The sequence below is a fragment of the Tenacibaculum tangerinum genome, assembly GCF_029853675.1.
Lineage (GTDB): Bacteria > Bacteroidota > Bacteroidia > Flavobacteriales > Flavobacteriaceae > Polaribacter > Polaribacter tangerinum_A.
In genome coordinates, this window is record NZ_CP122539.1 from 2,117,092 (window position 1) to 2,143,000 (window position 25,909).

Sequence of the window (25,909 nt, forward strand, 5' to 3'; positions counted from 1 at the left end):
ATGGAAACTGTACACAAAATAGGGAGAAGAAAAACAGCTGTTGCTCGTGTTTATGTTTCTCAAGGAAGTGGAAACATCACTATCAACAAAAGAGAGTTTAAAAACTATTTTACCACACCAACTTTACAATACAAAGTGCAACAACCTTTAATGCTCACTGAAAATTTAGAGACGTATGACATTACAGTAAACGTATTTGGTGGTGGTGTTACTGGTCAGGCAGAAGCTATTCGTTTAGCAATTACTAGAGCATTAGTATCTATCAACGAAGAAAACAAAACTGTGTTAAAACCAGAAGGATTGTTAACTCGTGATCCAAGAATGGTTGAACGTAAAAAATACGGTCAGAAGAAAGCACGTAAGAAATTCCAGTTCTCTAAACGTTAATATTTTAGATATAAGATACGAGAACCAAGACGAAAGACTCTTCTTTTGCCTGCTCTCTTTTATCTTTCAACTAAAAACGTTTCGAGACTGTTATATATATTAATTTTTAACAGTTTAGTATCTAAATACTTCAGACTTCATAACTACTGAAGTATTGCGAAAACAGAACGTAAACACATTTATTAAAATGGCAAACATTCAAGAATTATTAGAAAGTGGCGTACACTTTGGTCACTTAACTAGAAAATGGAACCCAAACATGGCTCCATACATCTATACAGAGCGTAATGGTGTACACATCATCGATTTGTATAAAACTTCAGCTAAAATTGACGAAGCTTCTGCTGCGTTACAAAAAATAGCAAACTCAGGACGTAAAATCTTATTCGTTGCAACTAAAAAGCAAGCAAAAGATATCGTTGCTGAAAAAGCAAAAGCTGTAAACATGCCTTATATTACTGAGCGTTGGCCAGGAGGTATGTTAACAAACTTTGTAACTATCCGTAAAGCCGTTAAAAAAATGACTTCTATTGATAGAATGAAGACAGATGGTTCTTTCGACGCTTTATCAAAAAGAGAAAAATTACAAATAAACCGTCAACGTGAAAAATTAGAAAAGAACTTAGGTTCAATTTCTGATATGACTCGTTTACCAGGAGCTTTATTTGTAATTGACGTAAAGAAAGAACACATTGCTGTTGCTGAAGCACAAAAATTAAACATTCCAATCTTTGCAATGGTTGATACAAACTCTGATCCAAGACCGATTGACTTTGTTATCCCAGCAAATGATGACGCTTCTAAATCTATCGATAAAGTATTATCGCATGTAACTGATGCTATCGCTGAAGGCTTAACTGAAAGAAAAGCTGACAAAGAAAAAGCGAAAGCTGACAAAGAAAAAAAAGCAGAAGTACCTGCTAAAGAAGAAGCAAAATAATTTTTAATTTAAAGGCTTCATAACATTGAAGCCTTTAAATTTTTACAACTTTGTACAACAATATATTTACAACTAAAAAATAACGATAGAAATGTCAGTAAAAATTAGCGCTGCAGACGTAAAAAAATTAAGAGAAACTACCGGAGCTGGTATGATGGATTGTAAAAAAGCATTAGTAGAGGCTGAAGGTGATTTTGATAAAGCTATTGAAATTTTACGTAAAAAAGGACAAAAGATTGCTGCTAAAAGAGCAGATCGTGAGTCTACTGAAGGTGTAGCAATTACTAAAATTAGCGATGACAATACCTATGGTGTTGCTATTGTATTAGCATGTGAAACAGATTTCGTAGCTAAAAACGATTCATTTAAAGCTTTAGCGCAAGAATTTGTTGACATCGCTTTTAACCACAAAACAAAAGAAGAATTCTTAGCTGCTGATTTTGGTGGAGTAACGGTTGCAGAAAAATTAATTGAGCAAACAGGAGTAATCGGTGAAAAAATCGATATCACTGCTTTCGAAAGAATTGAAGCACCTTACGTAGGAGCGTATACTCACGTTGGTAAAATTGCTGCTATGGTAGGTTTAACTGCTGTGGTAGATAATGCTGCTGAGTTAACAAAAGACTTAGCGATGCAAGCTGCATCAATGGGAGCTACTACGTTATCTTACAAAGATTTCGACGCTGCTTATGTAGCTTCTGAAACTGAAGCAAGAATTGCTGCAATTAAAAAAGACAACGAAGAGTTAGCACGTTTAGGTAAAACGTTAAAGAACGTTCCTGAATTCGTTTCTCGTTTGCAATTAACCGATGAAGCTTTAGCAAAAGCTGAAGAAGAAGCAAAAGAGCAATTAAAAGCAGAAGGAAAACCAGAACAAATCTGGGACAAAATCTTACCTGGTAAAATGGAGAGATTTATTTCTGACAATACAACTTTAGATCAAGAACAATGTTTGTTAGATCAAAAGTTTATTAAAGATGAAAAAATGACTGTTGCTGAGTATGTTGCTACTTACGGTGACGTTGAAGTAAAGAACTTCGTAAGAGTTACTTTGGGGTAATTCTCAACAACAATACGATAAAAAACCATCCAAATTTGGATGGTTTTTTTATACCCTTTATTTAGATTGATTATCAATTCAATTTTAAATAAATTCGTATGTTATATTGAGTAACTATGAAGTATACCGTTCAACCCAAAAAAACAAAAAGCTATGACAAGACAAGAACATTTACAGTTTTGTAAGATTTGCAATCACCAAAAATTTGACAATCAACAAGGTATTGTATGCGGATTAACTAATTCTATTGCAAACTTTGAGGTAACCTGCGACTCATTTGATGAAAATCATACGATTAAAGAAGCCGTTTTGGCAAAAAAGGCTGAAAATGAGTTAGAAAATCAACTTGCAGGACAAGGCATACGTTTTGCCAATTATTTACTAGACAGAATTTTTCTTCTTATAATCAGCGTCATAACTGGGTATCTTTGGGGTATGATTCTCGTAGTAGTTTCTCCTAATTCTTTAAATTCTCTTGAAAGTATGGGGCGACTAGAGGAATTTTTCTGGGGGTTTGTTATAGGATTTTTTTACTATTCCTTTTTTGAAGCTTTAACTGGCAGGTCTTTAGCTAAATTAATCACCAATACAAAAGTTGTTGATGAGAATGGAAACAAACCTACATTTGAAATGATTTTAGTTAGGTCGTTATGCAGATACATCCCTTTTAATGCTTTTTCTTTTTTAGGTTCAGATGCTGTTGGTTGGCATGATTCTTTATCAAAAACAAGAGTAATTAAAATAAAGTAGAAAGTTGCTAAGAAGATCATTACACTATGTTTCCTCATAAAACTATCAAAAAAAATATGTAGCTTTGCACAACTTTCAACAAAACAAATGCAATACAAAAGAATTCTTTTAAAACTAAGTGGTGAGGCACTTATGGGTGAACGCCAATACGGAATCGACCCAAACAGACTTAAAGAGTATGCCCAAGAAATAAAACAAGTAGTAGATAAAGGCATAGAAGTAGCCATTGTAATTGGTGGTGGAAACATTTTTAGAGGGGTTGCAGGAGCTAGTCAAGGTATGGATCGTGTACAAGGTGACCACATGGGAATGTTAGCCACTTGTATTAACGGATTAGCACTACAAAGTGCCTTAGAAGACGAAGGAATTTATACCCGTTTACAGACAGCTATTGAAATTAAAGAAATTGCAGAACCTTATATCAAACGACGTGCAAATCGTCATTTAGAAAAAGGACGTGTTGTAATTTTTGGTGGAGGAACGGGGAATCCGTATTTTACAACCGATACAGCAGCCGTATTAAGAGCCATTGAAATTAATGCAGATGCTATTTTAAAAGGTACTCGTGTAGATGGTATTTACACAGCAGACCCTGAAAAAGACAAAAATGCTGTTAAGTATGAAAATATTACTTTTAAAGACGTTATTGAAAAAGGCTTAAAAGTAATGGATATGACAGCCTTTACGTTAAGTGAAGAAAACAAATTACCAATTATAGTTTTCGATATGAATAAAAAAGGAAACCTTTTAAAATTAGTTTCTGGAGAAAATATTGGAACAATAGTTGATAATGAATAAATCGAAAAATTACCCCTCAGTCTATTTGAGGTTTTAAATACGAACAAAATGAACGAAGAGATTGATTTTATTTTAGATTCGACAAAAGAGGCGATGGACAAAGCTATTAGCCACTTAGAAAAAGAATTAGCAGGTATTCGAGCTGGAAGAGCTACTCCTGCTATGTTAAGCACCATTATGGTAAACTACTACGGTTCTCAAACACCATTATCACAGGTAGCGAACGTAAATACACCCGATGCTAGAACCATATCAATTCAGCCTTGGGAAAAAAATATGTTACAAGAAATCGAAAAAGCCATCATGCTTGCCAATATCGGTTTCAATCCGATGAATAATGGAGACAATATCATCATTAATGTACCTCCATTAACCGAAGAACGTCGTATTAGCCTTGCCAAACAAGCTAAAGCAGAAGCAGAACATGCCAAAGTTGGTGTGCGTAATGCCCGAAAAGATGCGAATAACGAAATTAAGAAAGTAGATATTTCTGACGATATGAAGAAGAATGCAGAAGCTGATGTTCAGAAGTTAACTGATGACTATGTAAAAAAAGTCGACGAAAAGTATGCCGTTAAAGAGAAAGAAATTATGACCGTGTAATTTTCTTTTCTAAATAGTTTTATGTAAAGAGCGTTATATAACGCTCTTTTTTTCGTTTAATTCATTCATTTGGCATAACTTTGCCTAAAATTTTTTTGAATGACTTTTTGGACTAAAATCGCAGGCTTTATATTGCGAAACCGTTACTTAGTTTTAATTACTATTGCAATAATTACAGGACTTTTAGTCACTCAAATAAAATACATGCGCTTCTCTTATACAGAGGCTAATTTGCTTCCAACAGACCATGAAGTAAATATTAAATACAACAAGTTTTTAGAAATTTTTGGAGAAGAAGGCAACCTCATTATTTTAGGCGTAAAAGACTCTACCATATTTACCCCTGCAAAATTTAATGCATGGAATAAGCTTGTTAAAGATTTAGATAGCCTACCACAAGTAGATTTCACGGTTTCTGTTGCAGATGTTCAACAATTAAAAGCAGATAGAAAAAAAGAAAATTTATAGTTGAACCTTTATTTGAAAAAGCTCCTTCAACAAATGAAGAGGTAAAACACATAAAAAAACAACTTTTTGAAAAGCTGCCATTTTACAATAATTTGTTATACAACGATGAGGGCACCTTACAAACAGCAATATATCTTAACAAAGACATCGTAAACACTCCTATTCGTAAAGATTTTGTTTTCGAAGTTTTAATTCCTACCATTGCTTCTTTTGAAAAAGAGTATCAAATAGATGTACGTGTTTCTGGTATGCCCTATATACGAACCTTAAACTCTCAGAACATTACCGACGAAATGGGAATTTTTGTCATCGGTGCATTGCTTATAACTGCTATTATCTTTTTCTTTTTCTTCCGTTCATTTAGAGCCACTTTTATCACCTTATTAGTAGTAACCATTGGTGTTACTTGGGCTTTTGGCTTTATGGGATTATTCCGTTATGAAATCACAGTGTTATCAGCTTTAATTCCTCCATTGATTATCGTAATTGGAGTACCCAATGCAGTTTTTCTGATAAATAAATATCAACAAGAAGTAAAAAAACACGGAAATCAGGCAAAGTCGTTACAACGTGTAATTTCAAAAGTTGGAAACGCTACTTTAATGACCAATGTTACTACTGCTTCTGGTTTTGCCACCTTTATATTTGTTAAAAGTCAGTTAATGCGCGAATTTGGTGTATTAGCATCTATAAATATTATTAGCATTTTTGTGTTGGCATTATTAATCATTCCGATTATATACAGTATCATGCCCCTTCCAGAAAAAAAACACTTAAACCACTTAGAGAAAAGATGGATGAGTGATGTCGTTTCATGGATGGAACACGTAGTGAGAAAACAACGAATAACCATATATATTACTACTGTTTGTGTTATTATACTGAGCATGATTGGATTGTATATGATTCGTGTATCTGGTAGTTTAATTGAAGACATGCCCAAAGGAAAACAGTTTTACAAAGACATTAAGTTTTTTGAACATGAATTTGGTGGCATTATGCCTTTGGAAATTTTAATAGACACCAAAAGAGAGAAGGGAGTCATGAAACTTTCTACTCTTAAGAAAATGGAAAAAATGAATGAGGCCATTGAAACTTTTCCAGAATTATCGAAACCTATTTCTGTTACGAATTTAGTAAAATACTCGAAGCAAGCTTATTACAACGGAAATCCAAAATACTATCAGCTCCCAACGAGTCAAGAAAAAAGTTATATTTTTTCATACACCAAAAACTCAAACAGTAACGCTGGTATGTTAAAAAACTTTGTAGACAGTACAGGTCGTTATGCACGTATTACTACTTTTATGAAGGATATCGGTACTGATAAAATGGACATTATCCAAGAACGACTTCAGGCAGTAATTAACAAACAATTTCCTGACGAAAAGTTTGAGGTATCTCTAACTGGTAAAGCCTTGGTTTTCTTAAAAGGCACCAACTACTTAATTAAAAATTTAGTGATTTCATTATCACTGGCAATTTTGCTAATTTCTATATTTATGGCGTGGATGTTCCGTTCTCCACAAATGATATTAATTTCCTTAATTCCCAACATGCTTCCTCTGTTAATTACAGCTGGATTAATGGGATTCTTTGACATTCCAATCAAGCCCTCTACCATCTTAGTTTTTAGTATTGCTTTTGGTATTTCGGTAGATGACACGATACATTTCTTAGCCAAATACAGGCAAGAATTGTTAGCCACTAACTGGAAAGTAAAACCCGCCGTGTACGCAGCATTAAGAGAAACGGGTGTAAGTATGTTTTATACTTCTATCGTGCTTTTCTTCGGGTTCTTAGTATTTACCGTTTCTAGTTTTGGAGGCACCATCGCTTTAGGAGGCTTGGTTTCGGTAACCTTACTATTGGCAATGGTATCTAACTTGCTATTGCTACCCTCGCTATTAATTTCATTTGAGAAAAAAATAGCCAACAAAAAGGTTTTAAAAGAAACAAAATTCAAAATTTTACCTCCCAAAGAAGAGGAAAAATAAAAACGAATACTCCTACCCCAAAAATAATCACGTAATAAACTAGTTTTTAGAAGCTCTTAAAATATAACTGAATTTAAGAAGCTTAACTTTTTATTTACAAATAATTTAAATTCGGTTTTTATTTTTGCAATAATAAAAAATTAAAACTATGAAAAACCTCTGCCTACTTTTTTTTGCTTTTTATATTGTAGTAAACCCACTTTCAGCACAAAGCACCTGTGAAAAAAACCTTACTATCGCCAAAAAATATTTAGAAAAAAGACACAATATTAGAGAGGCGTTATTGGAAGAAATTAAAACTTCTTTAGATAGTTGCCCAGCAAATAATGGTAAATATTTTTATGTAAAAGGTCTTATCGAATTAAGAAAAAAATCAACTCCAAATTATGATAGCGCCTTTGAACATTTCAAAACTTCTGCTGAATACGGTTTCACACGAGCAAAAACTTATTTAGGATACTTTTATAAAAATGGCTGGAGCAGACCAATAGATTATAACCAATCTTTGTATTGGATACAGCAAGCTGCTAATGAGGAAGATAATAATGCGCTGTACACATTGGGGTATTACTATTTGAAAGGGTTGGCTAATTTAGAACCTGATTATGATAAAGCAGTTTCTTATTTTGAACAAAGTAATCACAAAATGGCTAAACACTGGTTGGCATTCTGCCAGTATTTTGGTTTTGGAATTGCTAAAGACGAAGTAAATGCAGAAAACTCACTAGAAACTATCGATACTCCGAATAGTAAAGCCTTATTGGCATATCTAAATAATTTACAACATGACACGGTAGACTTTGAAATGTTTACATCTCCAGAACAAGCTATTTCAACGAACCTATTGCATACCAATGAAAGTGAAAATTTATATGGCTTGTGGTTAGAAAAAGACTGGAAGAATAAAAAAACAATTAGAAAACTTCCTATTATTATTGAAACAGGTAGTAATAATGATACAAAATTCAATATAAAAATTGAAGAACAAACCTATTCAATAGTGGTGGATGACAAAGGAAAGTTAGTTTCTAAAGACGTATTAATATCGCTTCCCTCTCCTTTTTCACTCCCAAATAAACCTGAACTAAATACGTATCGCATTACGTGTATTGACATGACAAAAGATACCAGAGAAGGCATTTATGATATCGAATGTGTAACTTGGATAGAAGAATACAAAGAAGATGGTCCGCCTATTACAATAAGAGTTTATAGTGATGAAGCTTTAGCAAAAAAAATAGATAAAACATTTACAGTATACCCTACCATTTTTAGAGAAAAACTAAATTTTTCAGTAACTACCGAACATCAAAGCAACATACGCTTATCGTTGTTTGATGTGAGTGGAAATATGGTAAAAACTAAGAATTATGGTGAGTGTAAATCAGGAAAACTCACTTTTGAATTTCTTACTAACGATGTTCCTATGAGAAATTACATTGCAGTACTTCATGTGAACAACCTCAGGTTTGCAAGACATGTAATAAAAGTAAACTAAAAACTTCAACTAATATAAATTTTATGAAAATGACCAAAAAAATTGCGACACTGTGTAATATAGTGATTTTCTGCATCATTTCTTTTACTGTGAGTGCACAACATTTAGATAAAAACAACCTATTAAAAGAACCCGAATATTATTACATAACATCTATCAACAGCACCAGTGATTTATCAAATGAAGACTGTTATTGTTATTTTTATAATGATTTTGATGACTATTACTACTATATTAACTTTTTTGTGCTGGCAGAAGCACTGAGTATACAAAACCAATGGTTTAATGAACAAAAAGAAACCTTAAAGCAAGATTTAATTACTAGGGTTGGATTTGACCCCAATTATTACCACCAGTACAATGATGTACAATCGGCATTTTTTAACGATCGTTTTGGGGTACCTGTTGCTAATTATTACTTGAACAGTGCAAAAAGTGCTGAAATAAGCCAAAGAAATCAAAGTTTAGAAGGGTATAATACCACCTATGTTACTAGTAAAATGTTTGAGATGGTAAAAAATTCATACATAGGGGGTACTGTAAGCGATTTTGGAGATTTAACTCATTATAGTAAGCGTCTAGCTGACATGAGTTATAATGAGGCATACGACTTATGGAATAATCAATATGGAGCTGAAAATGTAAGTCACCTATTAGATTGGCAAGCGCATTCTGCAAGAATCAACAAAATTACGGGCATGCTCAATCATCAGCCTTTTATAAGTCCAAGTTCTCAGTATGTAAATTTTACAGACTATATAGGAGACCAATTTGCAAATCACGTCAATGCACAAACACTGTCCAATCATGTATCGCTTATGACGGGGTATATGATTTACGAATGGCAATTACAGAGCTTATACCTTCAACCAAACCAATTGTTAACGGGGGTTGGCTACAATTTTTATTACCCTTATAACAATGCCTCTCAAATAGCCACGGTAATGAACACCTATATTAAAAACGCACCTGGTATTAGCGATTCTTTTAACTATCCTAACAAGTCTCCAGAGCAGATTATGAGAGACTATTCTATGACAAAGCAACATTTAGGAAACTTATCGGCCAACTTTTTTAAAGATAAACCAGCACTTGTTAAAGAAGGGGGCATATACCAAGAACGAGGCGACTACAGTTATACAAGAAGGAATATGCTAAAAAAATTAGCCGATTATTTTGTAAATGACGAACCATTTGTGCCAAACAGTTATTGGGATGGTGTACAAGCTTGGGGGCAAAATAGTGATCGACCCGAACAGTTAATGAATGTACAGCTATCTACTACCGCATTAGAAGCAGGATTTAAAGATTTTGGCAGCGTACTGGAAGCCTTAGAAAATTACCCTGAATTAAATCCTCTAAAAGGAGAGCAAATAAAGCACTTTATAAAAGTAAATTCACCTAGTAATGTTGACTTGTCTTCATTTACAAATGCTGATCTCGGCAAGATTTTTGACTTTGATGACAGAGGTATCAATAATTTTGGATTAAAGTTTTCAAATTATGCCATGTCGCTAATCTTAGAAATAGAACACGGAGATAACGAATATGGTTGGGATTTGTTTCTAGATCCTTCAAAGATGGAAATACTACACTCCATTGCTGACGGAAATACTGTAACTTTTGAAGATATTGATATTTTTAAACCATGCAGAAGTTCATTTAGTTTTAACCAACTTGGTACTACTGGCTCTTATGAAGCTACTTTAAATAATGTAAATGTAGATGTAAATGCATTTTGGACACAAGGACCGGGTCAAACAGTTTATTCCGTTGGTGAGATGATTATACCAAAAATTTACGTGTTTTTTACAAGTTTTTCTGGAAGTATGGTAACTAATTCTGTTGAAATTTTTAATAACGCTGAAGATGATTTGGACAGATTTTTTGAAATATATATGCAAACAAATTTTCATGAACCAACCAATGTAGAGATGGAAAATGCTTTCTTAGGTTTTTTAAATACTAGGTTAGCGTCTTATGGTGGTTTAGCAAAAAGACAACCTTCAATTGGAAATAATTCTGCTGGTAAATTGTATAGTCATTGTTTATTTGGTTTTTAAGATGAATAAAGAAAACATTATTTCTGAAATTAAAAAGTATTATCCAGAGTATGATAAAGTAAGCAGTTTATCTTTATTGGACTATTATAATACACCTGAGATAAAAGAGTTAAAAGTTTTAATGAATAAAAAATATAATCATAATGAATATTTTTTAAATGTTCCTAAATGGTTTGTTTTAAAAAAATGGCCCAAACCTATATTTACAAGACAAGCAAATATTCCAGATGTTATGTGGCCTTATTTCTCCATATGGATTCATGATTTTGTAAATGGAGATCATTATACAATCACGGCTAGTCATATTATCCCTTTTTTTTTAATTTTTAGGTGGAAAAATAAAAATATTTCTCCTCAAGGGTTTGATTATTTTGCTGAAGCTGTAGACAGAAAGCAATATTTTAGCAACCTAACATTTGAGGAATATAACCCTACACATGTTGTTGGTATAACTGTAGAGGAAATAGAAGAAATTTATCAAAAATACCTGGGAAGTAAATTGTTTAAAAACATTAAAATTTTGGATGAAATAGTATCTGGTATATATTTTGAAAATAATACAGAAAATAAATTTTTGATTAGGAGTTTATTTGATGGGGCTTCTAAACATAAGCTAAATAAACCATTTTTGGATGAATTAGGATCAGGATTGATTTAATCATCACAAGAGATGTTTTTTTTATGTATGAATAAAGTAATCTATTTATTTAGGAAGACTTATATGACATTTACAATATTTATTTTAAATTGTAGCTTACAACAACCGTCCTTTTATTCTAAATTTATTCAATCCTCTAAAACTAAAATTTTATATTTAATTTTTTATGTGTTTTAAAAAAAATTATTGTAAAAAATAGTTGAATAAAAATTGTAATAACCACACCTGTTTCCACAATAAGATTTACTTCACTAAACAGCAATTGAGTGAATAAGTTTGGAAAAGCAACCAAAATAATACCTAGAGAAGTTAATAAAATATGGACAATAATAATCCAACGATGAATTTTGAGATTTAACTTATTGATTGTAAAATACATGATGCCAATTATTAATAACAAAAATATAATTGGATAAGCTAAGTTAAAATGAGATACATTTGATGTCATAACTTTTTTGAAGATGCTTTATTTTTAATATTTATACCTAATAAGGATATTACAAAGAGTAAGCTTAATAAGCGTCCTATACAAAAATACATTTTTTTACAATAAACAAAAACCTCTATAAACAAAAAAGGATAAGGATTTTTTTGATACCTTTTACAACTTCTTTTGAAAAGTAGCTAGCTTTAAAGCATCTTTAATCAGTTTACCAAATCTAAAATTATGCGAACACTTTTTATGTTGCTCGCATTTACCTTGTTGAGAGTTTCGATTCCCCTTTGCTTACCACAAAATAAGCAACTGATTATCATTGAAATAAACAAAACAGCACCATGCTAACAACTTATAATATTTTATGTGTAAGAAAACATAGTAGTGTTTTTGCAAAAACGTAGTAATGATTTTAGTAAAACGTAGTAGTGTTTTGGATAAAACATACCTATGTTTTTATAACCTAATAAGTTAATTACTATTTCTGTAACATATTTCAGAATAAAATACCGTATTAAAAAACTAAAAATAAACTACCCCAATGCAAGCATACCGAGTATTTAAAAGAATTATGTAAGAATTTCGAGGTAAACCTCACAGAATTTAACTCTTCGCCATCATCCTTGAATTAAAAACGATGTCTACTATTATAATAGTATTCCTAATTGCTCAATTAAACCCAAAAAAGTATCTTTGCTTGATTTTATTGAGGATATAAACCTCAATGAAGTACATATCTATATAAAAATAGTAGAACAATTAAGTTTTAAAGTTTTACTTTACAAATTACAAATGATCATATTTTAAGCAGATGGAAAGAAGTAGCGTTAAAGAATTATTACAGTCTGATAAATTTTTACAAGAAGTATACGTAAAAGGTTGGGTAAGAACTTTTAGAAGCAATCGTTTTATTGCTTTAAATGACGGATCAACCATTCATAATATTCAGTGTGTTGTAGATTTTGAGAATACCGATGAAACGTTATTAAAGAGAATTAATACGGGCGCTGCTGTGAGTATTCAAGGTACGTTGGTAGAAAGTCAAGGTAAAGGACAAACTGTAGAAATTCAGGTAAGTCAGTTAGAAATTTTAGGAGACTCGAACCCAGAAGAATACCCTATACAGCCTAAAAAACATAGTTTTGAGTTTTTACGCGAAAATGCACACTTGCGTGTTCGTACCAATACCTTTAGTGCGGTTATGCGTTTGCGCTCTGCATTGTCGTTTGCTGTGCATCAGTATTTTCAGCTAAACGGATTTTATTATGTAAACACTCCGATTATTACGGGTTCTGATGCTGAAGGAGCAGGAGAAATGTTTAAAGTTACCAATTTCGAAGCCAATAAAGCTCCTGTAAATGAAGAGGGTGAAATTGATTATTCTCAAGATTTCTTCGGAAAAGAAACCAACCTCACCGTTTCTGGTCAGTTAGAAGCTGAAACATACGCTATGGCATTGGGTAAAGTATATACTTTCGGTCCTACTTTTAGAGCAGAAAACTCAAATACAACCCGCCATTTGGCAGAATTTTGGATGATTGAGCCCGAAGTTGCCTTTAATGATTTAGATGCGAATATGGACTTGTCGGAAGATTTTATCAAATACGTATTACAATACGTTTTAGATAATTGTTATGACGATTTAGAATTTCTAGACAACCGTTTGGCGCAAGAAGAAAAAGCAAAGCCACAAGCACAACGTAGCGAAATGGGCTTGCTTGAAAGGTTAAAATTCGTTGTAGAGAACAACTTCAAACGTGTAAGTTATACCGAGGCAATTGAAATTTTACGCAACTCTAAACCCAATAAAAAGAAAAAATTCCAATTCCCTGTGAACGAATGGGGGGTTGATTTACAGTCTGAACACGAACGTTACTTAGTTGAAAAACACTTTAAATGTCCTGTAATATTGTTTGACTATCCTGCAAACATCAAGGCATTTTACATGCGTTTAAATGAAGATGGTAAAACCGTTCGCGCTATGGATGTGTTATTCCCAGGAATTGGTGAAATGGTCGGAGGTTCGCAAAGAGAAGAACGTTTAGAAGTACTTAAAGAAAAAATGGCAGAACTAAATATTCCAGAAGAAGAATTATGGTGGTATTTAGATACTCGTAAATTTGGTACTGCAGTACATTCAGGTTTTGGTTTAGGCTTTGAACGCTTGGTATTATTTACTACAGGAATGAGTAATATTCGTGATGTAATTCCTTTTCCAAGAACCCCGCAAAATGCCGAGTTTTAAAAAAGTAAAAAAAATCATAAATATCAATCGTCATTCTTCAAGGAATGACGATTTTTTTTGTCCTATTTCATATCTTTGTAACTATGCTAAAACAAAGTTTACATCAAAAATTATTGCAGAAGTTATCTCCTCAACAAATTCAGTTGATGAAGTTAATTCAATTACCTACGCAAGCTTTTGAAGAGCGCTTGAAACAAGAAATTGAAGAAAATCCTGCGTTAGATACTGGTAAAGAAGAGCCTGAAAACTTTGAAGATACGCTAGCGAACGATACAGATTATGATGATTCTGGAAACGAAAAAATTGAAGCTGAAGACATTAATATCGATGAATACTTGAGCGATGATGAATACCCTAGCTATAAAACACAAACCAACAACTATTCATCTGACGATGAAGACAAGCAAATTCCTTATGCTGCTGGTACCAGTTTTCATCAATCGTTAAAAAACCAATTAAACACCTTTAGAATTAACGAAGAAGAGCGTGCTATTGCCGAATTTTTAGTAGGTAGTATTGATGATAGCGGGTATATTCGTAGAGATATTATTGATTTAGTGGACGATTTAGCTTTTACTCAAAATGTTTTTACTACTGAAGAAAAGGTGCAAGATGTTTTAGTAAATGTAGTTCAAAAATTAGACCCTACAGGTGTTGGTGCTTTAAACCTAAAAGAATGCTTAATCATTCAGTTAAAAGCGAAGTCAGAAAATGAAACAAGGGCCTTGGCTATTAAAATTCTTGAAGATGCTTTTGACCACTTTGTGAAAAAACACTACAAAAAGCTTCTTGAAAAATTTAATATTTCTGAAGAACAGCTAAAAAATGCGATTGCTGAAATAAGTAAATTAAACCCTAAACCCGGTAGCTCTTACGCAGGAAACAATAAAATTGCAGAACAAATAGTACCCGATTTTTCTATCAGAATTATTGATGGAAACTTAGATTTGACGTTAAACTCTCGCAACGCCCCTGAGCTTCATGTATCTAGAGAGTATAACAACATGTTAAAGGGATATCAAAATTCAAAAGAAAAAACCAAATCGCAGAAAGATGCAGTGCTATTTATCAAACAGAAATTAGACGCTGCCAAATGGTTTATCGATGCGATAAAGCAACGCCAACAAACACTATTGGTAACCATGAATGCAATTATGCATCGACAAGAAGAATATTTTTTAACAGGTGATGAGCGCAAGTTAAAACCGATGATTTTAAAAGATATTGCCGATGAGATAAACATGGACGTCTCGACAGTTTCTAGAGTAGCTAGCAGCAAATATGTGTCTACACCTTATGGTACAAAACTAATCAAAGAATTCTTTTCTGAATCAATGAAAAACGACCAAGGGGAAGATGTTTCTACGAAAGAAATAAAAAAGATTTTAGAAACTGTGATTCTGGAGGAGAATAAACAAAAACCTCTTACAGATGAAAAATTGTCAAAAATTTTGAAAGAAAAAGGGTATCCAATTGCAAGGAGAACAGTTGCTAAGTATCGTGAACAGCTAGACATTCCGGTAGCTAGATTACGTAAAGAAATTTAATGCGCTGGCATCAATTTATATCTACCATTTTACATCCAATTGTAATGCCAACGATAGGTGTTATTTTGTATCTAATATTTTCTCCTATTTACTTAAACCAACGACAACAATACTCTATTTTGGCGATTGTTTTTACTGCTACTTATCTTATTCCATTACTATTACTCGTGTTTTTAAAATCTGTTGGCTATGTAAAATCCTTTCGTGTACATAGTATTAACGAGCGAAAATTTCCTATTTTCTTTATGATAACTTTGTTTATGATTTTGGGAAGATTGTTTACAAGTATGAGTTTGATAAGAGATCTTAGTTATTTATTTTATGGAACTGTGTTTGGATTGGCCATTATTTACCTATTGTTTTCTTTTAAAATTAAAGCAAGCTTACATCTATTATCAATGGGAGTAGCAGTTGGATACTTTTTGTTATTTGGGCAAATACAGGGGGTTTATGTACTTCCTGCGGTTATAGTATTTGTTTTTTTATCCGGACTTTTAGCAAGTGCTAGATTACACCTAAAAGCGCATACAGTAACAGAGGTGTACCTTGGTTTTTTTATTGGCTTTGTTGGCCCTTTTATAACCTATTACATTTTATAGAAGGTAAAAACTTAACCCAAGTTTAACGATGTTACTATCTATTGAAGCTCCGTTTAGCGTTGCATCTTTAAACATAGGTGAAAGTGCGTAATACGCATAAAAATTAAAGGTTCCATAACCTGCAGATATGCTTAAACCTGTTTGCCAATCATTGTATTTTTCGATATTCGATAGGTTAACCTTACCAGTAGGTAACTTGTAACTAAAGCTATTGCTTAAATTATAGGTAATTTTAAATCCTGCATAAAAACGCCAAAAGGAATAGGTATTGGCATCGGAAGATCGCCACCGAAACTGTATGGGCATTTCTATATTATGAAGCTTAATGGTATTTGAGGTAATATTTGGATCTATTTCATACTCGCTACCTCCCTCACTTACTTTTAATCTGTGGTTAAATGAATCGTAGCTATATCCTAAACCAATGGCAAAAGCTGTTCTTCCGCTTTTATGAAAAGGTATGTCTTTCATATAACCAGCCGCTATACCATAGGAAAAACCTGTTTTCGCTACCTCATCTGGTTGATTTTGTAATAAATTATACGTAATATCAATATATAACTGATCTTCCCAATAAGAGTCTCCTATCTGTAATGAGTCCTTTTGAGAGTATATACTCAATGATGTAAAAAAGAACAAAAAAAGTACAACGTATTTCATAATAGTTACTTAATACTATTTTACGACCAAATTACGTATGTGAAAATACAATTCATTAAACATAAGTTTAAATACGTCACCCCGAACTCAGCTTATTTAGTTACAAAAACTAACAATTTGAAATTCACAATTCATAATTGTATAACGGTAAAGATAGCTTTTTTGTATAAAAAAAGAGCAATCTAATGATTGCTCTTTTTGTTTATATTTAAAAGTAATTACTTTCTTATAGAACTTCCTTTGTTAACAGATAAACTAAGCTTAAGAGCGTTTACGTCTCTTAATTTTTCTCGAATATCGGCTAAGGTACCTACACTCGATTCTCTATCTGCTTTAATAGAAGTGGTCATAAAAGGTACTTCAGCTTCAGATACATTGTCTCTTTCAAGATATATAAACGATGGAATGTCCTCTGGTGTGGCAATCTTATCGTTTAACTGAATTCTGTTATATCCAGTACCATACTTAGCATCTTTTGCTTTACCTACATAAATCGTACTTACCAAACTTTTACGTTCTAACTTTTTTACTTCGTTTGCACTAGGTAAACGAGGAGAATCAATTAATAAATCTGTCTCTCTCATCGTAGTAGTTACCATAAAAAAGAATAATAACATAAAAACAATATCTGGTAAGGAAGCCGTAGATAAAGCGGGCAATCCTGTTTTCTTCTTTTTAAATTTAGACATAAGTTATTGTTTTTATTATTGAACGTTTGTTGGGTCGGTATCTGATATAATTTGTGGATAGCTATCCTTTATATCTTCTACTTTCTTTCTTAATGACTCATCTTTTCTTGCGCTATCAATAAAAGCCTTTTCAAGTTCATCGTAACTCATCCCGTATTTTTCCTGAGATAGTCTGTTACGTAACTCTGTATAAGCTCTTAACAATTCATTCTGTACAGCGACATACGTACCATATTCAGTACCTCGATCACTCTCTACAGATATGATTGCTTTATTTGGATGGTCTGAAGACGCAGGATCTCTTTCACCCTTACAGTAATCGCAAGTAGTTCCTACTTCCTTTCCTGGCATTGGGTTACCAGTTCCTCCACCATTATCTATAAATTTCTTAGCAGCATCTTTTAAGTCTTTCAACTCCATAAACCGATCTTCTACCAAAAGCTGATTGTTACGGTTAATGCTTACTTGAAAAATATTCTTCTCTTTTATTAATGGTTTCTCCTGATTCTCTGGTTGCTTTTCAGCTAATTTTTTAGGAATACCTGAGTCTACATCCATTGTTGTTGTTACAAGGAAAAAGATAAGTAGCAAGAAGGCAATATCTGCCATCGAACCTGCATTAATTTCTGGGTTTTCTCTTCTTGCCATAATACACTACGATTTAACTAATCCTTTTAATAAATCCCACACGAAGAAACCTCCTGCGATCACTATTAATATAATACTTAACCATATACCTGTACCAGTATTTTTTGATACACTACTTCCTGCTGTTGCTACAATTTCACTGTTAGCACCAACTACTTGTCCATCTCCTGCAAGCATGTAAGATATTACAAATAGCACTCCCAGTCCTAGTAATCCTAATAATGACTTTTTTAAAGCCGCTGGGTTTTTTAGCAAGCTAAAAAGCGAAGCTAATATGGTTACCGCTACGGCTAATCCGAGTAAAATTAACGAATAAGTTACCAAAGGTGACACCGCATCTGACATTCCTGCAACATCTTCTTTCTCTATACCCAAAGTTCTCACAAAAAGAACTATACCGATAAGAGACAGCAATGCTACAATAATTGTTAAAAATTTATTTTTCATACCTTAATTATTTTTTATACTTCGCTAATAAGTCGATTAAAGAGATAGATGCATCTTCCATGTTGTTAACGATACTATCTACTTTAGAAATAATGTAGTTATAAAAAATTTGTAAGATAATTGCTACTACTAAACCAAATACAGTTGTTAAAAGTGCTACTTTAATACCACCTGCTACTACCGCTGGAGAGATATCGTTTGCTACTGCAATCGCATCAAATGCTCCAATCATACCAATTACCGTTCCCATGAACCCTAACATCGGTGCTAAAGCGATGAATAATGAAATCCAAGAAATGTTTTTCTCTAATAATCCCATTTGTACACCACCATAACCTATAACAGCTTTTTCAGCAGCATCTAATCCTTCATCTGCTCTTTCTAAACCTTGGTAAAAAATAGAAGCAACAGGACCTTTTGTATTTCTACAAACTTCTTTAGCAGCTTCTACACCACCAGAACTTAACGCCTCATCTACATTTGCTACTAATTTTTTAGTATTGGTCGTAGCCATGTTTAAATAAATAATTCTTTCAATAGCTATGGCTAAACCTAATATTAAAGCTACCAATACAATTCCCATAAAACCAGGACCTCCTTCAATAAAGTATCTCTTTAAAATTTGATGGAAAGTTTCTGATTCTCCTGTCGCTGCTGCGTCTTGAGCATACGTTGATTGAATAGCTCCTAAAAACATAAATCCTGCAATCGTTAGGATATTTACTACTTTTTTCATTTTATTATAATTAATTTTAAATAGTTAACGGGTTAAAAATACAAATTTTACTACTAAAAACTTAATTTTTTATTAATTAAGTAATTATTCATTTGCACTTACTACGCTTTTTGATTTTACAGACTGGCAAGTAACAAAAAAATGTTGGTACATTAAAAAAAATCTCTAGGATTTATATTAACAACACTTTTTTAACTCTTTACGCTGGAATTTCAAGCAGTTATGGCGGTAAATTTAACGATTTATTTACAAACTAATTCATTTCTCCTCTGAGTGAAGTTTCAAAATAACGCATAAATTCTTCTTTCGAAAGCTTTTCTGCTAGCAAATACATCATTTTTGCTACTGCTGTTTCGGTGGTAATATCACTACCATTAATAATACCTATACGTTTTAATTCTGAGCTCGTTTCGTAATGTCCTAACAGAACACTTCCTCCTTTACATTGCGTTACATTCACAATATAAATTCCTTTCTTTACCGATTCTTCTAGTAAATTAACAAACCATTTTTCTGTAGGTGCATTTCCTGAACCATAGGTTTCTAAAATAATTCCTTTTAAATTAGGAATATTTACAAAACTTTTAACTACAGATTCTGTAATTCCAGGAAATAGTTTTAATATGGCTACATTATTATCTAACTTTTTTCTTACAACTAAACTATTTTTCTTTTCTGTTGATTTTAACAATAATGGATAGTTAAAATTCAAATGCACCCCACTTTCAGCGAGAGGAGGGTAATTCATCGAAGCAAATGCTTCAAACTGTTCGGCATTTATTTTGGTGGTTCTATTTGCTCTGTACAGCTTATATTCAAAGTACAATCCTACTTCTTGAATTACTGGTCTTCCATTTTCATAGGCTGAAGCAACTTGTATAGAGGTAATTAAATTTTCTTTAGCATCTGTTCGTAAATCACCGATGGGTAACTGTGACCCTGTAAAAATTACAGGTTTTTGTAAGTTTTCAAACATAAAACTTATTGCTGAAGATGTATACGACATCGTATCTGAGCCTGTTAATACTACAAATCCATCAAATTTATCATAATTTTCAGCAATTATTTCTGCTATTTTAATGTAATACTCAACATTCATATTTGAGGAATCGATGGGTATATCGAATGAAATAGTCTCTATTTCACAATTTAGCTGCTGCAATTCTGGTATTTTGCTTGATATTTGACTAAAGTCAAATGCTTTTAATGCACCCGTGTCATAGTCTTTAATCATACCTATAGTTCCCCCTGTATAGACTATTAAAATTTTAGGTTGATTTGTCATTTTGACATTTTTTTGTACCGTTATTAATATTGGAATAATTTATGTTGTAAATTTATCCAACAAAAATGATACAAAATTTTAAAACTATATAGATTATGATAGGATTTTATGTTCTAATTGGTATTATATCGTTATTCAGCTGGATAGTAAGCAATACCTTGCAACGCAAGTTTAAAAAATACTCTAAAGTTCACTTAAGAAACGGAATGAGTGGTGCAGAAATTGCCGAAAAAATGCTAGCCGATCATGGTATTTACGATGTAAAAGTAATTTCTACACCTGGTAGGCTAACCGACCATTACAACCCACAAAACAAAACTGTAAATTTAAGTGAAGCGGTATACAACCAACGAAATGCTGCGGCTGCAGCTGTTGCTGCACACGAGGTTGGTCATGCCGTACAACATGCAAAAGCGTATGAATATTTGCAGATGCGCTCTAAACTAGTACCTATGGTTAGTATTACCTCTCGTTTTTCGCAGTGGATGGTAATTGGTGGTATTGCTTTTGGTGCCGCTTCTGGCAGTACTGGTATTGGATTTTACATCGCACTAGCTGGTTTGGCTTTTATGGCACTGGGAACTATTTTTAGTTTTATCACCTTACCCGTTGAATACGATGCAAGTAACAGAGCCTTAGCTTGGTTAGAAAATAAGCACATGGTAACTCGTGAAGAATTAGCTGGTTCTAAAGATGCCTTAAAGTGGGCTGCAAGAACCTATTTAGTAGCTGCTTTAGGTTCGTTAGCTATGCTATTGTACTGGGCTTTACAAGTTTTGGGCAGTAGAGATTAATACATTATGAATTATGAATTATGAATTATGAATTATGAATGTAAAACTATTCGTTTACTGTAAATAACTAAGTTTCATTCTAAATTTTTATTCGTAAATAATATAAAAATCCCGTTTTGAATACATCAAAACGGGATTTTATATACTATTTTCTTTGTTATTTGTGTATAAAACTAGTCATTCAACTTCAATACTGCCATAAATGCTTGTTGCGGAATTTCTACATTACCAACTTGACGCATACGTTTTTTACCTTTTTTCTGTTTTTCTAACAGTTTACGTTTACGAGAAATATCACCTCCATAACATTTGGCAGTTACATCTTTACGCAATGCCTTCACCGTTTCACGAGCAATAATTTTTGCTCCAATAGCTGCTTGGATAGGAATGTCAAATTGTTGTCGCGGAATCAGTTCTTTTAACTTCTCACAGATACGTTTTCCTATTGAATATGCATTACTATCGTGCAATAAAGCTGAAAGTGCATCAACGATTTGTCCATTAAGTAACATATCTACACGAACTAATTTCGATTTTTGCATTCCTATTGGATTGTAATCGAACGAAGCATAGCCTTTTGATACCGTTTTTAATCTGTCATAGAAATCAAAGACAATTTCTGCCAAAGGCATATTAAAAATTAACTCTACACGCTCGGGAGTTAAGTACGTTTGATTTACAATTTGCCCACGTTTTTCTATACAAAGCGACATTACCTGTCCTACAAAGTCAGCTTTTGTAATAATCGAGGCTTTGATAAAAGGTTCTTCTACCCGATCTAATTTTGACGGGTCAGGTAAATCTGACGGATTATTTACGATGACAATTTCATCAGGATTTTTCTTGGTAAACGCGTGGTAGCTTACGTTAGGAACCGTAGTAATTACCGTCATATCAAATTCACGCTCTAGACGTTCTTGAATAATTTCCATGTGCAACATTCCCAAGAACCCACAACGGAAGCCAAACCCTAATGCCGCAGAGCTTTCTGGTTGAAATACTAACGACGCATCGTTTAGCTGTAATTTTTCCATTGAAGAGCGAAGTTCTTCATAATCTTCGGTGTCTACAGGGTAGATTCCTGCAAAAACCATGGGTTTTACATCTTCGAACCCTTCAATTCTATCGGTTGTTGGATTTGCAAAATCGGTAATTGTATCTCCTACTTTTACTTCTTTCGCTGCTTTAATTCCTGTGATTAAATACCCTACGTCTCCTGTTTTAATTTCGTCTTTTACAACTTGGGTTAGCTTCAACGTACCTACCTCATCGGCACCGTATTGCTTTCCTGTTGCCATGAATTTTATTTGTTGGTTCTTTTTAATCGAACCGTCAATCACTCTAAAATAGGTTTCGATTCCACGATACGAATTGTATACCGAATCGAAAATCAACGCTTTTAAGGGTGCGTCAGGATTTCCACTAGGAGCAGGTATTTTATCTATAATTGCTTTTAAAACGTCCCCTACTCCAAAGCCAGTTTTTCCACTTGCATGTATCACATCTTCTGGCTCACACCCTAATAAGTCAACAATATCATCGGTTACTTCTTCTGGATTTGCCGAGGGTAAGTCTACTTTATTCAATACTGGAATAATTTCCAAATCATTTTCTAAAGCTAAGTATAGATTCGAAATGGTTTGTGCTTGTATACTTTGTGCTGCATCTACAATTAACAACGCTCCTTCACAAGCTGCAATTGAGCGAGAAACTTCGTACGAAAAATCTACGTGACCAGGAGTATCGATTAGGTTTAATATGTAGTTTTCTCCTTCGTAAACATAGTCCATTTGAATGGCGTGTGACTTGATGGTAATTCCACGTTCACGCTCTAAATCCATGTTATCAAGTAACTGATTTTGTTTTTCACGCTCAGTAACCGACCCCGTGAAGTCTAACAGCCTATCGGCAAGGGTACTTTTACCATGGTCTATATGTGCAATAATGCAAAAGTTTCTAATATTCTTCATCAATATAAAGTTTCTCAAACCATAACAAGCATACAGAAAACCGCTTTTATAAAACTGTGTTTTTACGAACTACTCGTTATGGGTTTCATTCATCGTAATTCTAACTACTTGTAATCTGCAAAGATACTTTATTTGCAGGCTACTGCAAACAAAATAAATAGTGAAAATTCATCTTACTTTTTAACTTGTTTAACCTACCATACTACCACATACACCTAGCCCGATGACTAGATACACAACAGCTAGTATGTACATTATTTCTGAGGCTTTTTTGTTTTTATTTTTGATAGCTGCACCAATTATAGCCAATATTACTGGTGGACCAAACATAATTAAAAGAACAGCGATAAATATCCCTGTAAGATTACCTAATTCTAAAAATATCATCTCTTTAACTCTTATATTTCTTGCCTTAACTTTTCTAAATATTCCTTTTTATCATCTCTATAAAAGAGATTCATGGTTTCAAATGGAATAATTTTATTGTCTTTATTTACAATGTGTACACATGATTTTTTGATGGCTCTTACATCAAAATTGTAAGCATCTATAAACTGCATAATAATTACTCTAAACAAATTATCATACCCTAATTCTGGGGCATCAATATTTGGCAAACAGCACATTATTGATTTTAAATTTTCTTCTGCTACCTCAACAGAATTCCCTGTACTAAACAACGCTATCATTTTTCCATGTAGTGCTTCATCTTGCTCATAAATAATGGTGTTTTTGCTAGTGTCTAGCAAATCGTTAGGGTTGATATACCTAGTTAACGGAAACACTTCTCCATTCAACTTAAGAGCATATCCCATAACCAAAGCATCAGGGTTACAAGGTACTGGAATTAAATCGTTTGCATTAAAAACGTCAGTTTGCTCCATTATTTTTCTTCTTACTTCAGTAAGCGTCATTCTATCAGTTTCAGGATTAAAACTTTCTAATCTTCCTGCTATTTGTGTTGGCTGAAAAGTAACTCCTCTCACACATTTTTGTCGCAAGGCATAATCGATTACTTTACCGATTTCATGGTCGTTTAATCCTTTTTGAAGCGTAACCACCAAGGTTGTAGACAGATTTACCTTATTCAAGTTATCTAGTGCTTGTTTGCGGATTTCACTTAAATCTGCTCCTCTCAGCTCTCTCAACACGTTGTCTTCAAAAGAATCGAATTGTAAATAAATCTCAAAATCTGGCGTGTAGCCTTTCAATCTTTCAGTAAAAGCAATGTCTTTTGCTATTTTAATTCCGTTCGTATTCAACATTAAGTGTCGGATAGGAAGTGATTTTGCATAGTCTAAAATTTCCCAAAACTGTGGATGAATGGTTGGCTCTCCTCCACTGATTTGTACCACATCAGGTTCTTTTTCATTTTTTACCACGGCATCTAACATCGCTTTTACTTCGTCTAAGGTTCGATGACGTCCGTAGGTAGGTGATGAACCGGCATAACAGGTAGGACACGTTAAGTTACATCTATCGGTAACCTCAACAACGGTTAAACATGAATGTTGCTCATGATCTGGACATAATCCACAATCGTACGGACACCCATAATCTGTTTTTGTATTGAACGTATAAGGCATCTCGCTAGGTTTGTTGTAGTTTCTGATACTTTTATAAAATTCAATATCGTCTGCTATTAGCACTCTTGAATTTCCATGTTCTCTACAACGTTTGAGCATGTAGACCTTATCATCTTCAAAAACAATTTTAGCATCTACTCTTTTCAAACACTCAGGGCATAAACTCAATGTAAAGTCATAGTAGTTATATTTTCTTTCTGGCATTTTTTATTTTTTGAGTTATAAATTTCGTGTAATATACATAACAAACTATACATAGTATTTGAATAGTACTTAACCCTAATACAAAAAAGGTATTGGGTTTTAAAAATTCTATACAAAAGCGAAAACCAAAGTAGGCTAACATAAAAAGCTTAAATAGTTCTCCTGATTGTAAAACATATTCTTTCTGTAGGTGTTTTAGACTGATGAATAACATTACTAAAAACACCAATTCATACAAAGCTATTGGGTGTCTTAAAACATCATCACCTAAATCCATTCCTAAAAAAGAGGTAGTTTCTACTCCGTAGGTAAACTCATTGATTCCTGAAAGAAAACACCCTATCCTACCTATAAAAATTCCCAGAATGATCGGAAACACGAACAAATCGCCAGACGATTTTGTTTCTCCAATCATCTTTTTTGCTATTTCTACTCCTAACATACCTCCAAACAAACCTCCCATAATGGTCTTGGTATTCAATAGTTGAATTATGTTTTCTGCGGAAAGAGTTGTCGAAGGATTTTCTAAAACTCCTATTAATCGAGAACCAATTAAAGCTCCGATTGCAGCCCCTAAAATAATTGACAACCTATGATTTGAAGAAATAGCATCTTTATTTTTCTTACGTAAGAAAACATAATAACGAAAGGCTAAAAAGAATGCTAAATATTCTAAAACAAGATGAATATTAACCGTATAACCAAATAAAACAGGCTCAAAAGGTAGTTCCAATAAAAAAGTTTGTGAGTTCAAAAGCGAAATATACGTAATTACTCAATAAAAAATAAAAAGTGACTTTGACGCATGATAAAAATAGATGCTATCGAACTTTCTGATTTC

At 33.0% G+C, this 25,909-nt stretch carries 23 protein-coding genes and 1 pseudogene; 14 read left to right on the top strand and 10 right to left on the bottom strand.

The features are described from left to right. From rpsI to P8625_RS09305, 13 genes and pseudogenes are all read left to right on the top strand, one after another. Window positions 1-387 carry a 30S ribosomal protein S9 gene (gene rpsI / locus P8625_RS09245; protein ID WP_279650183.1) on the top strand — a complete coding sequence of 129 codons (387 nt, stop codon included), beginning with the start codon at window positions 1-3 and terminating at the stop codon, window positions 385-387. 187 nt (window positions 388-574) lie between these two features. Then, window positions 575-1,327 (top strand): 30S ribosomal protein S2, encoded by a 753-nt coding sequence (gene rpsB, locus P8625_RS09250; RefSeq protein ID WP_279650184.1) that lies wholly within the window; start codon window positions 575-577, stop codon window positions 1,325-1,327. A gap of 91 nt (window positions 1,328-1,418) precedes the next feature. After that, complete coding sequence (tsf, locus tag P8625_RS09255) at window positions 1,419-2,387, top strand: translation elongation factor Ts (protein ID WP_279650185.1); 969 nt, start codon at window positions 1,419-1,421, stop codon at window positions 2,385-2,387. A 153-nt stretch (window positions 2,388-2,540) separates the two neighbouring features. Further along, complete coding sequence (locus tag P8625_RS09260) at window positions 2,541-3,137, top strand: RDD family protein (protein ID WP_279650186.1); 597 nt, start codon at window positions 2,541-2,543, stop codon at window positions 3,135-3,137. An 87-nt stretch (window positions 3,138-3,224) separates the two neighbouring features. Continuing rightward, window positions 3,225-3,935 carry a UMP kinase gene (pyrH, locus tag P8625_RS09265; RefSeq protein ID WP_279650187.1) on the top strand — a complete coding sequence of 237 codons (711 nt, stop codon included), beginning with the start codon at window positions 3,225-3,227 and terminating at the stop codon, window positions 3,933-3,935. Between the two features lie 48 nt (window positions 3,936-3,983). Then, window positions 3,984-4,538, top strand: coding sequence for a ribosome recycling factor (gene frr, locus P8625_RS09270; RefSeq protein ID WP_279650188.1), 555 nt, complete (start codon window positions 3,984-3,986; stop codon window positions 4,536-4,538). 99 nt (window positions 4,539-4,637) lie between these two features. Beyond that, window positions 4,638-7,003 (top strand): annotated as a pseudogene (locus tag P8625_RS09275) (efflux RND transporter permease subunit). Window positions 7,004-7,151: 148 nt separating this feature from the next. Further along, window positions 7,152-8,501, top strand: a complete 1,350-nt coding sequence (locus P8625_RS09280; RefSeq protein WP_279650189.1) for a tetratricopeptide repeat protein — start codon at window positions 7,152-7,154, stop codon at window positions 8,499-8,501. Between the two features lie 29 nt (window positions 8,502-8,530). After that, window positions 8,531-10,564 carry a hypothetical protein gene (locus P8625_RS09285; RefSeq protein ID WP_279650190.1) on the top strand — a complete coding sequence of 678 codons (2,034 nt, stop codon included), beginning with the start codon at window positions 8,531-8,533 and terminating at the stop codon, window positions 10,562-10,564. Between the two features lies 1 nt (window position 10,565). Beyond that, window positions 10,566-11,222: a hypothetical protein gene (locus tag P8625_RS09290; protein WP_279650191.1), complete on the top strand. Its 657-nt coding sequence runs from the start codon at window positions 10,566-10,568 to the stop codon at window positions 11,220-11,222. A gap of 1,247 nt (window positions 11,223-12,469) precedes the next feature. Next, complete coding sequence (gene asnS / locus P8625_RS09295; RefSeq protein ID WP_279650192.1) at window positions 12,470-13,903, top strand: asparagine--tRNA ligase; 1,434 nt, start codon at window positions 12,470-12,472, stop codon at window positions 13,901-13,903. Window positions 13,904-13,986: 83 nt separating this feature from the next. Beyond that, a complete protein-coding gene (rpoN, locus tag P8625_RS09300; RefSeq protein ID WP_279650193.1) occupies window positions 13,987-15,450 on the top strand; it encodes an RNA polymerase factor sigma-54 in 1,464 nt (487 codons plus the stop codon). Then, on the top strand, window positions 15,450-16,049 hold the full coding sequence (locus P8625_RS09305) for a hypothetical protein (protein WP_279650194.1): 600 nt from the start codon (window positions 15,450-15,452) through the stop codon (window positions 16,047-16,049). Before rpoN ends, P8625_RS09305 begins: the two co-directional genes overlap by 1 nt. Here the strand turns inward: P8625_RS09305 and P8625_RS09310 are convergent. From P8625_RS09310 to P8625_RS09335, 6 genes are all read right to left on the bottom strand, one after another. After that, entirely contained in the window at window positions 16,044-16,709 is a 666-nt protein-coding gene (locus P8625_RS09310) for a porin family protein (RefSeq protein WP_279650195.1), read from the bottom strand. The genes P8625_RS09305 and P8625_RS09310 overlap by 6 nt on opposite strands. 218 nt (window positions 16,710-16,927) lie before the next feature. Continuing rightward, a complete protein-coding gene (locus P8625_RS09315; protein ID WP_279650196.1) occupies window positions 16,928-17,398 on the bottom strand; it encodes an ExbD/TolR family protein in 471 nt (156 codons plus the stop codon). Window positions 17,399-17,413: 15 nt separating this feature from the next. Beyond that, complete coding sequence (locus tag P8625_RS09320; protein WP_279650197.1) at window positions 17,414-18,046, bottom strand: ExbD/TolR family protein; 633 nt, start codon at window positions 18,044-18,046, stop codon at window positions 17,414-17,416. A 6-nt stretch (window positions 18,047-18,052) separates the two neighbouring features. Further along, the gene (locus P8625_RS09325) at window positions 18,053-18,493 is read right to left on the bottom strand and encodes a hypothetical protein (RefSeq protein ID WP_279650198.1); all 441 of its coding nucleotides are present in this window, start codon (window positions 18,491-18,493) and stop codon (window positions 18,053-18,055) included. A 7-nt stretch (window positions 18,494-18,500) separates the two neighbouring features. Further along, entirely contained in the window at window positions 18,501-19,229 is a 729-nt protein-coding gene (locus tag P8625_RS09330; protein ID WP_279650199.1) for a MotA/TolQ/ExbB proton channel family protein, read from the bottom strand. Window positions 19,230-19,482: 253 nt separating this feature from the next. After that, the gene (locus P8625_RS09335; protein WP_279650200.1) at window positions 19,483-20,514 is read right to left on the bottom strand and encodes an asparaginase; all 1,032 of its coding nucleotides are present in this window, start codon (window positions 20,512-20,514) and stop codon (window positions 19,483-19,485) included. Window positions 20,515-20,609: 95 nt separating this feature from the next. Between P8625_RS09335 and P8625_RS09340 the strand changes: the two genes are divergently transcribed. Then, window positions 20,610-21,308, top strand: coding sequence for a zinc metallopeptidase (locus tag P8625_RS09340; RefSeq protein WP_279650201.1), 699 nt, complete (start codon window positions 20,610-20,612; stop codon window positions 21,306-21,308). Between the two features lie 173 nt (window positions 21,309-21,481). Here the strand turns inward: P8625_RS09340 and lepA are convergent, their stop codons facing one another. The 4 genes from lepA to P8625_RS09360 all read right to left on the bottom strand — a co-directional run bounded on the left by lepA (window position 21,482) and on the right by P8625_RS09360 (window position 25,801). Continuing rightward, window positions 21,482-23,278 carry a translation elongation factor 4 gene (lepA, locus tag P8625_RS09345; protein ID WP_279650202.1) on the bottom strand — a complete coding sequence of 599 codons (1,797 nt, stop codon included), beginning with the start codon at window positions 23,276-23,278 and terminating at the stop codon, window positions 21,482-21,484. Between the two features lie 189 nt (window positions 23,279-23,467). Next, window positions 23,468-23,665 (bottom strand): hypothetical protein, encoded by a 198-nt coding sequence (locus P8625_RS09350; RefSeq protein WP_279650203.1) that lies wholly within the window; start codon window positions 23,663-23,665, stop codon window positions 23,468-23,470. A gap of 11 nt (window positions 23,666-23,676) precedes the next feature. Continuing rightward, window positions 23,677-25,068: a radical SAM protein gene (locus tag P8625_RS09355; protein WP_279650204.1), complete on the bottom strand. Its 1,392-nt coding sequence runs from the start codon at window positions 25,066-25,068 to the stop codon at window positions 23,677-23,679. After that, window positions 25,049-25,801, bottom strand: a complete 753-nt coding sequence (locus P8625_RS09360; RefSeq protein WP_279650205.1) for a prolipoprotein diacylglyceryl transferase — start codon at window positions 25,799-25,801, stop codon at window positions 25,049-25,051. Before P8625_RS09360 ends, P8625_RS09355 begins: the two co-directional genes overlap by 20 nt. Window positions 25,802-25,909 lie beyond the last annotated feature (108 nt).

Excerpts from the sequence above, each read along its gene's own strand:
- rpsI (WP_279650183.1), top strand. The coding sequence starts at position 1 with ATGGAAACTGTACACAAAATAGGGAGAAGAAAAACAGCTGTTGCTCGT.
- rpsB (WP_279650184.1), top strand. The coding sequence starts at position 575 with ATGGCAAACATTCAAGAATTATTAGAAAGTGGCGTACACTTTGGTCAC.
- tsf (WP_279650185.1), top strand. The coding sequence starts at position 1,419 with ATGTCAGTAAAAATTAGCGCTGCAGACGTAAAAAAATTAAGAGAAACT.
- P8625_RS09260 (WP_279650186.1), top strand. The coding sequence starts at position 2,541 with ATGACAAGACAAGAACATTTACAGTTTTGTAAGATTTGCAATCACCAA.
- pyrH (WP_279650187.1), top strand. The coding sequence starts at position 3,225 with ATGCAATACAAAAGAATTCTTTTAAAACTAAGTGGTGAGGCACTTATG.
- frr (WP_279650188.1), top strand. The coding sequence starts at position 3,984 with ATGAACGAAGAGATTGATTTTATTTTAGATTCGACAAAAGAGGCGATG.
- P8625_RS09280 (WP_279650189.1), top strand. The coding sequence starts at position 7,152 with ATGAAAAACCTCTGCCTACTTTTTTTTGCTTTTTATATTGTAGTAAAC.
- P8625_RS09285 (WP_279650190.1), top strand. The coding sequence starts at position 8,531 with ATGACCAAAAAAATTGCGACACTGTGTAATATAGTGATTTTCTGCATC.
- P8625_RS09290 (WP_279650191.1), top strand. The coding sequence starts at position 10,566 with ATGAATAAAGAAAACATTATTTCTGAAATTAAAAAGTATTATCCAGAG.
- asnS (WP_279650192.1), top strand. The coding sequence starts at position 12,470 with ATGGAAAGAAGTAGCGTTAAAGAATTATTACAGTCTGATAAATTTTTA.
- rpoN (WP_279650193.1), top strand. The coding sequence starts at position 13,987 with ATGCTAAAACAAAGTTTACATCAAAAATTATTGCAGAAGTTATCTCCT.
- P8625_RS09305 (WP_279650194.1), top strand. The coding sequence starts at position 15,450 with ATGCGCTGGCATCAATTTATATCTACCATTTTACATCCAATTGTAATG.
- P8625_RS09310 (WP_279650195.1), bottom strand. The coding sequence starts at position 16,709 with ATGAAATACGTTGTACTTTTTTTGTTCTTTTTTACATCATTGAGTATA.
- P8625_RS09315 (WP_279650196.1), bottom strand. The coding sequence starts at position 17,398 with ATGTCTAAATTTAAAAAGAAGAAAACAGGATTGCCCGCTTTATCTACG.
- P8625_RS09320 (WP_279650197.1), bottom strand. The coding sequence starts at position 18,046 with ATGGCAAGAAGAGAAAACCCAGAAATTAATGCAGGTTCGATGGCAGAT.
- P8625_RS09325 (WP_279650198.1), bottom strand. The coding sequence starts at position 18,493 with ATGAAAAATAAATTTTTAACAATTATTGTAGCATTGCTGTCTCTTATC.
- P8625_RS09330 (WP_279650199.1), bottom strand. The coding sequence starts at position 19,229 with ATGAAAAAAGTAGTAAATATCCTAACGATTGCAGGATTTATGTTTTTA.
- P8625_RS09335 (WP_279650200.1), bottom strand. The coding sequence starts at position 20,514 with ATGACAAATCAACCTAAAATTTTAATAGTCTATACAGGGGGAACTATA.
- P8625_RS09340 (WP_279650201.1), top strand. The coding sequence starts at position 20,610 with ATGATAGGATTTTATGTTCTAATTGGTATTATATCGTTATTCAGCTGG.
- lepA (WP_279650202.1), bottom strand. The coding sequence starts at position 23,278 with ATGAAGAATATTAGAAACTTTTGCATTATTGCACATATAGACCATGGT.
- P8625_RS09350 (WP_279650203.1), bottom strand. The coding sequence starts at position 23,665 with ATGATATTTTTAGAATTAGGTAATCTTACAGGGATATTTATCGCTGTT.
- P8625_RS09355 (WP_279650204.1), bottom strand. The coding sequence starts at position 25,068 with ATGCCAGAAAGAAAATATAACTACTATGACTTTACATTGAGTTTATGC.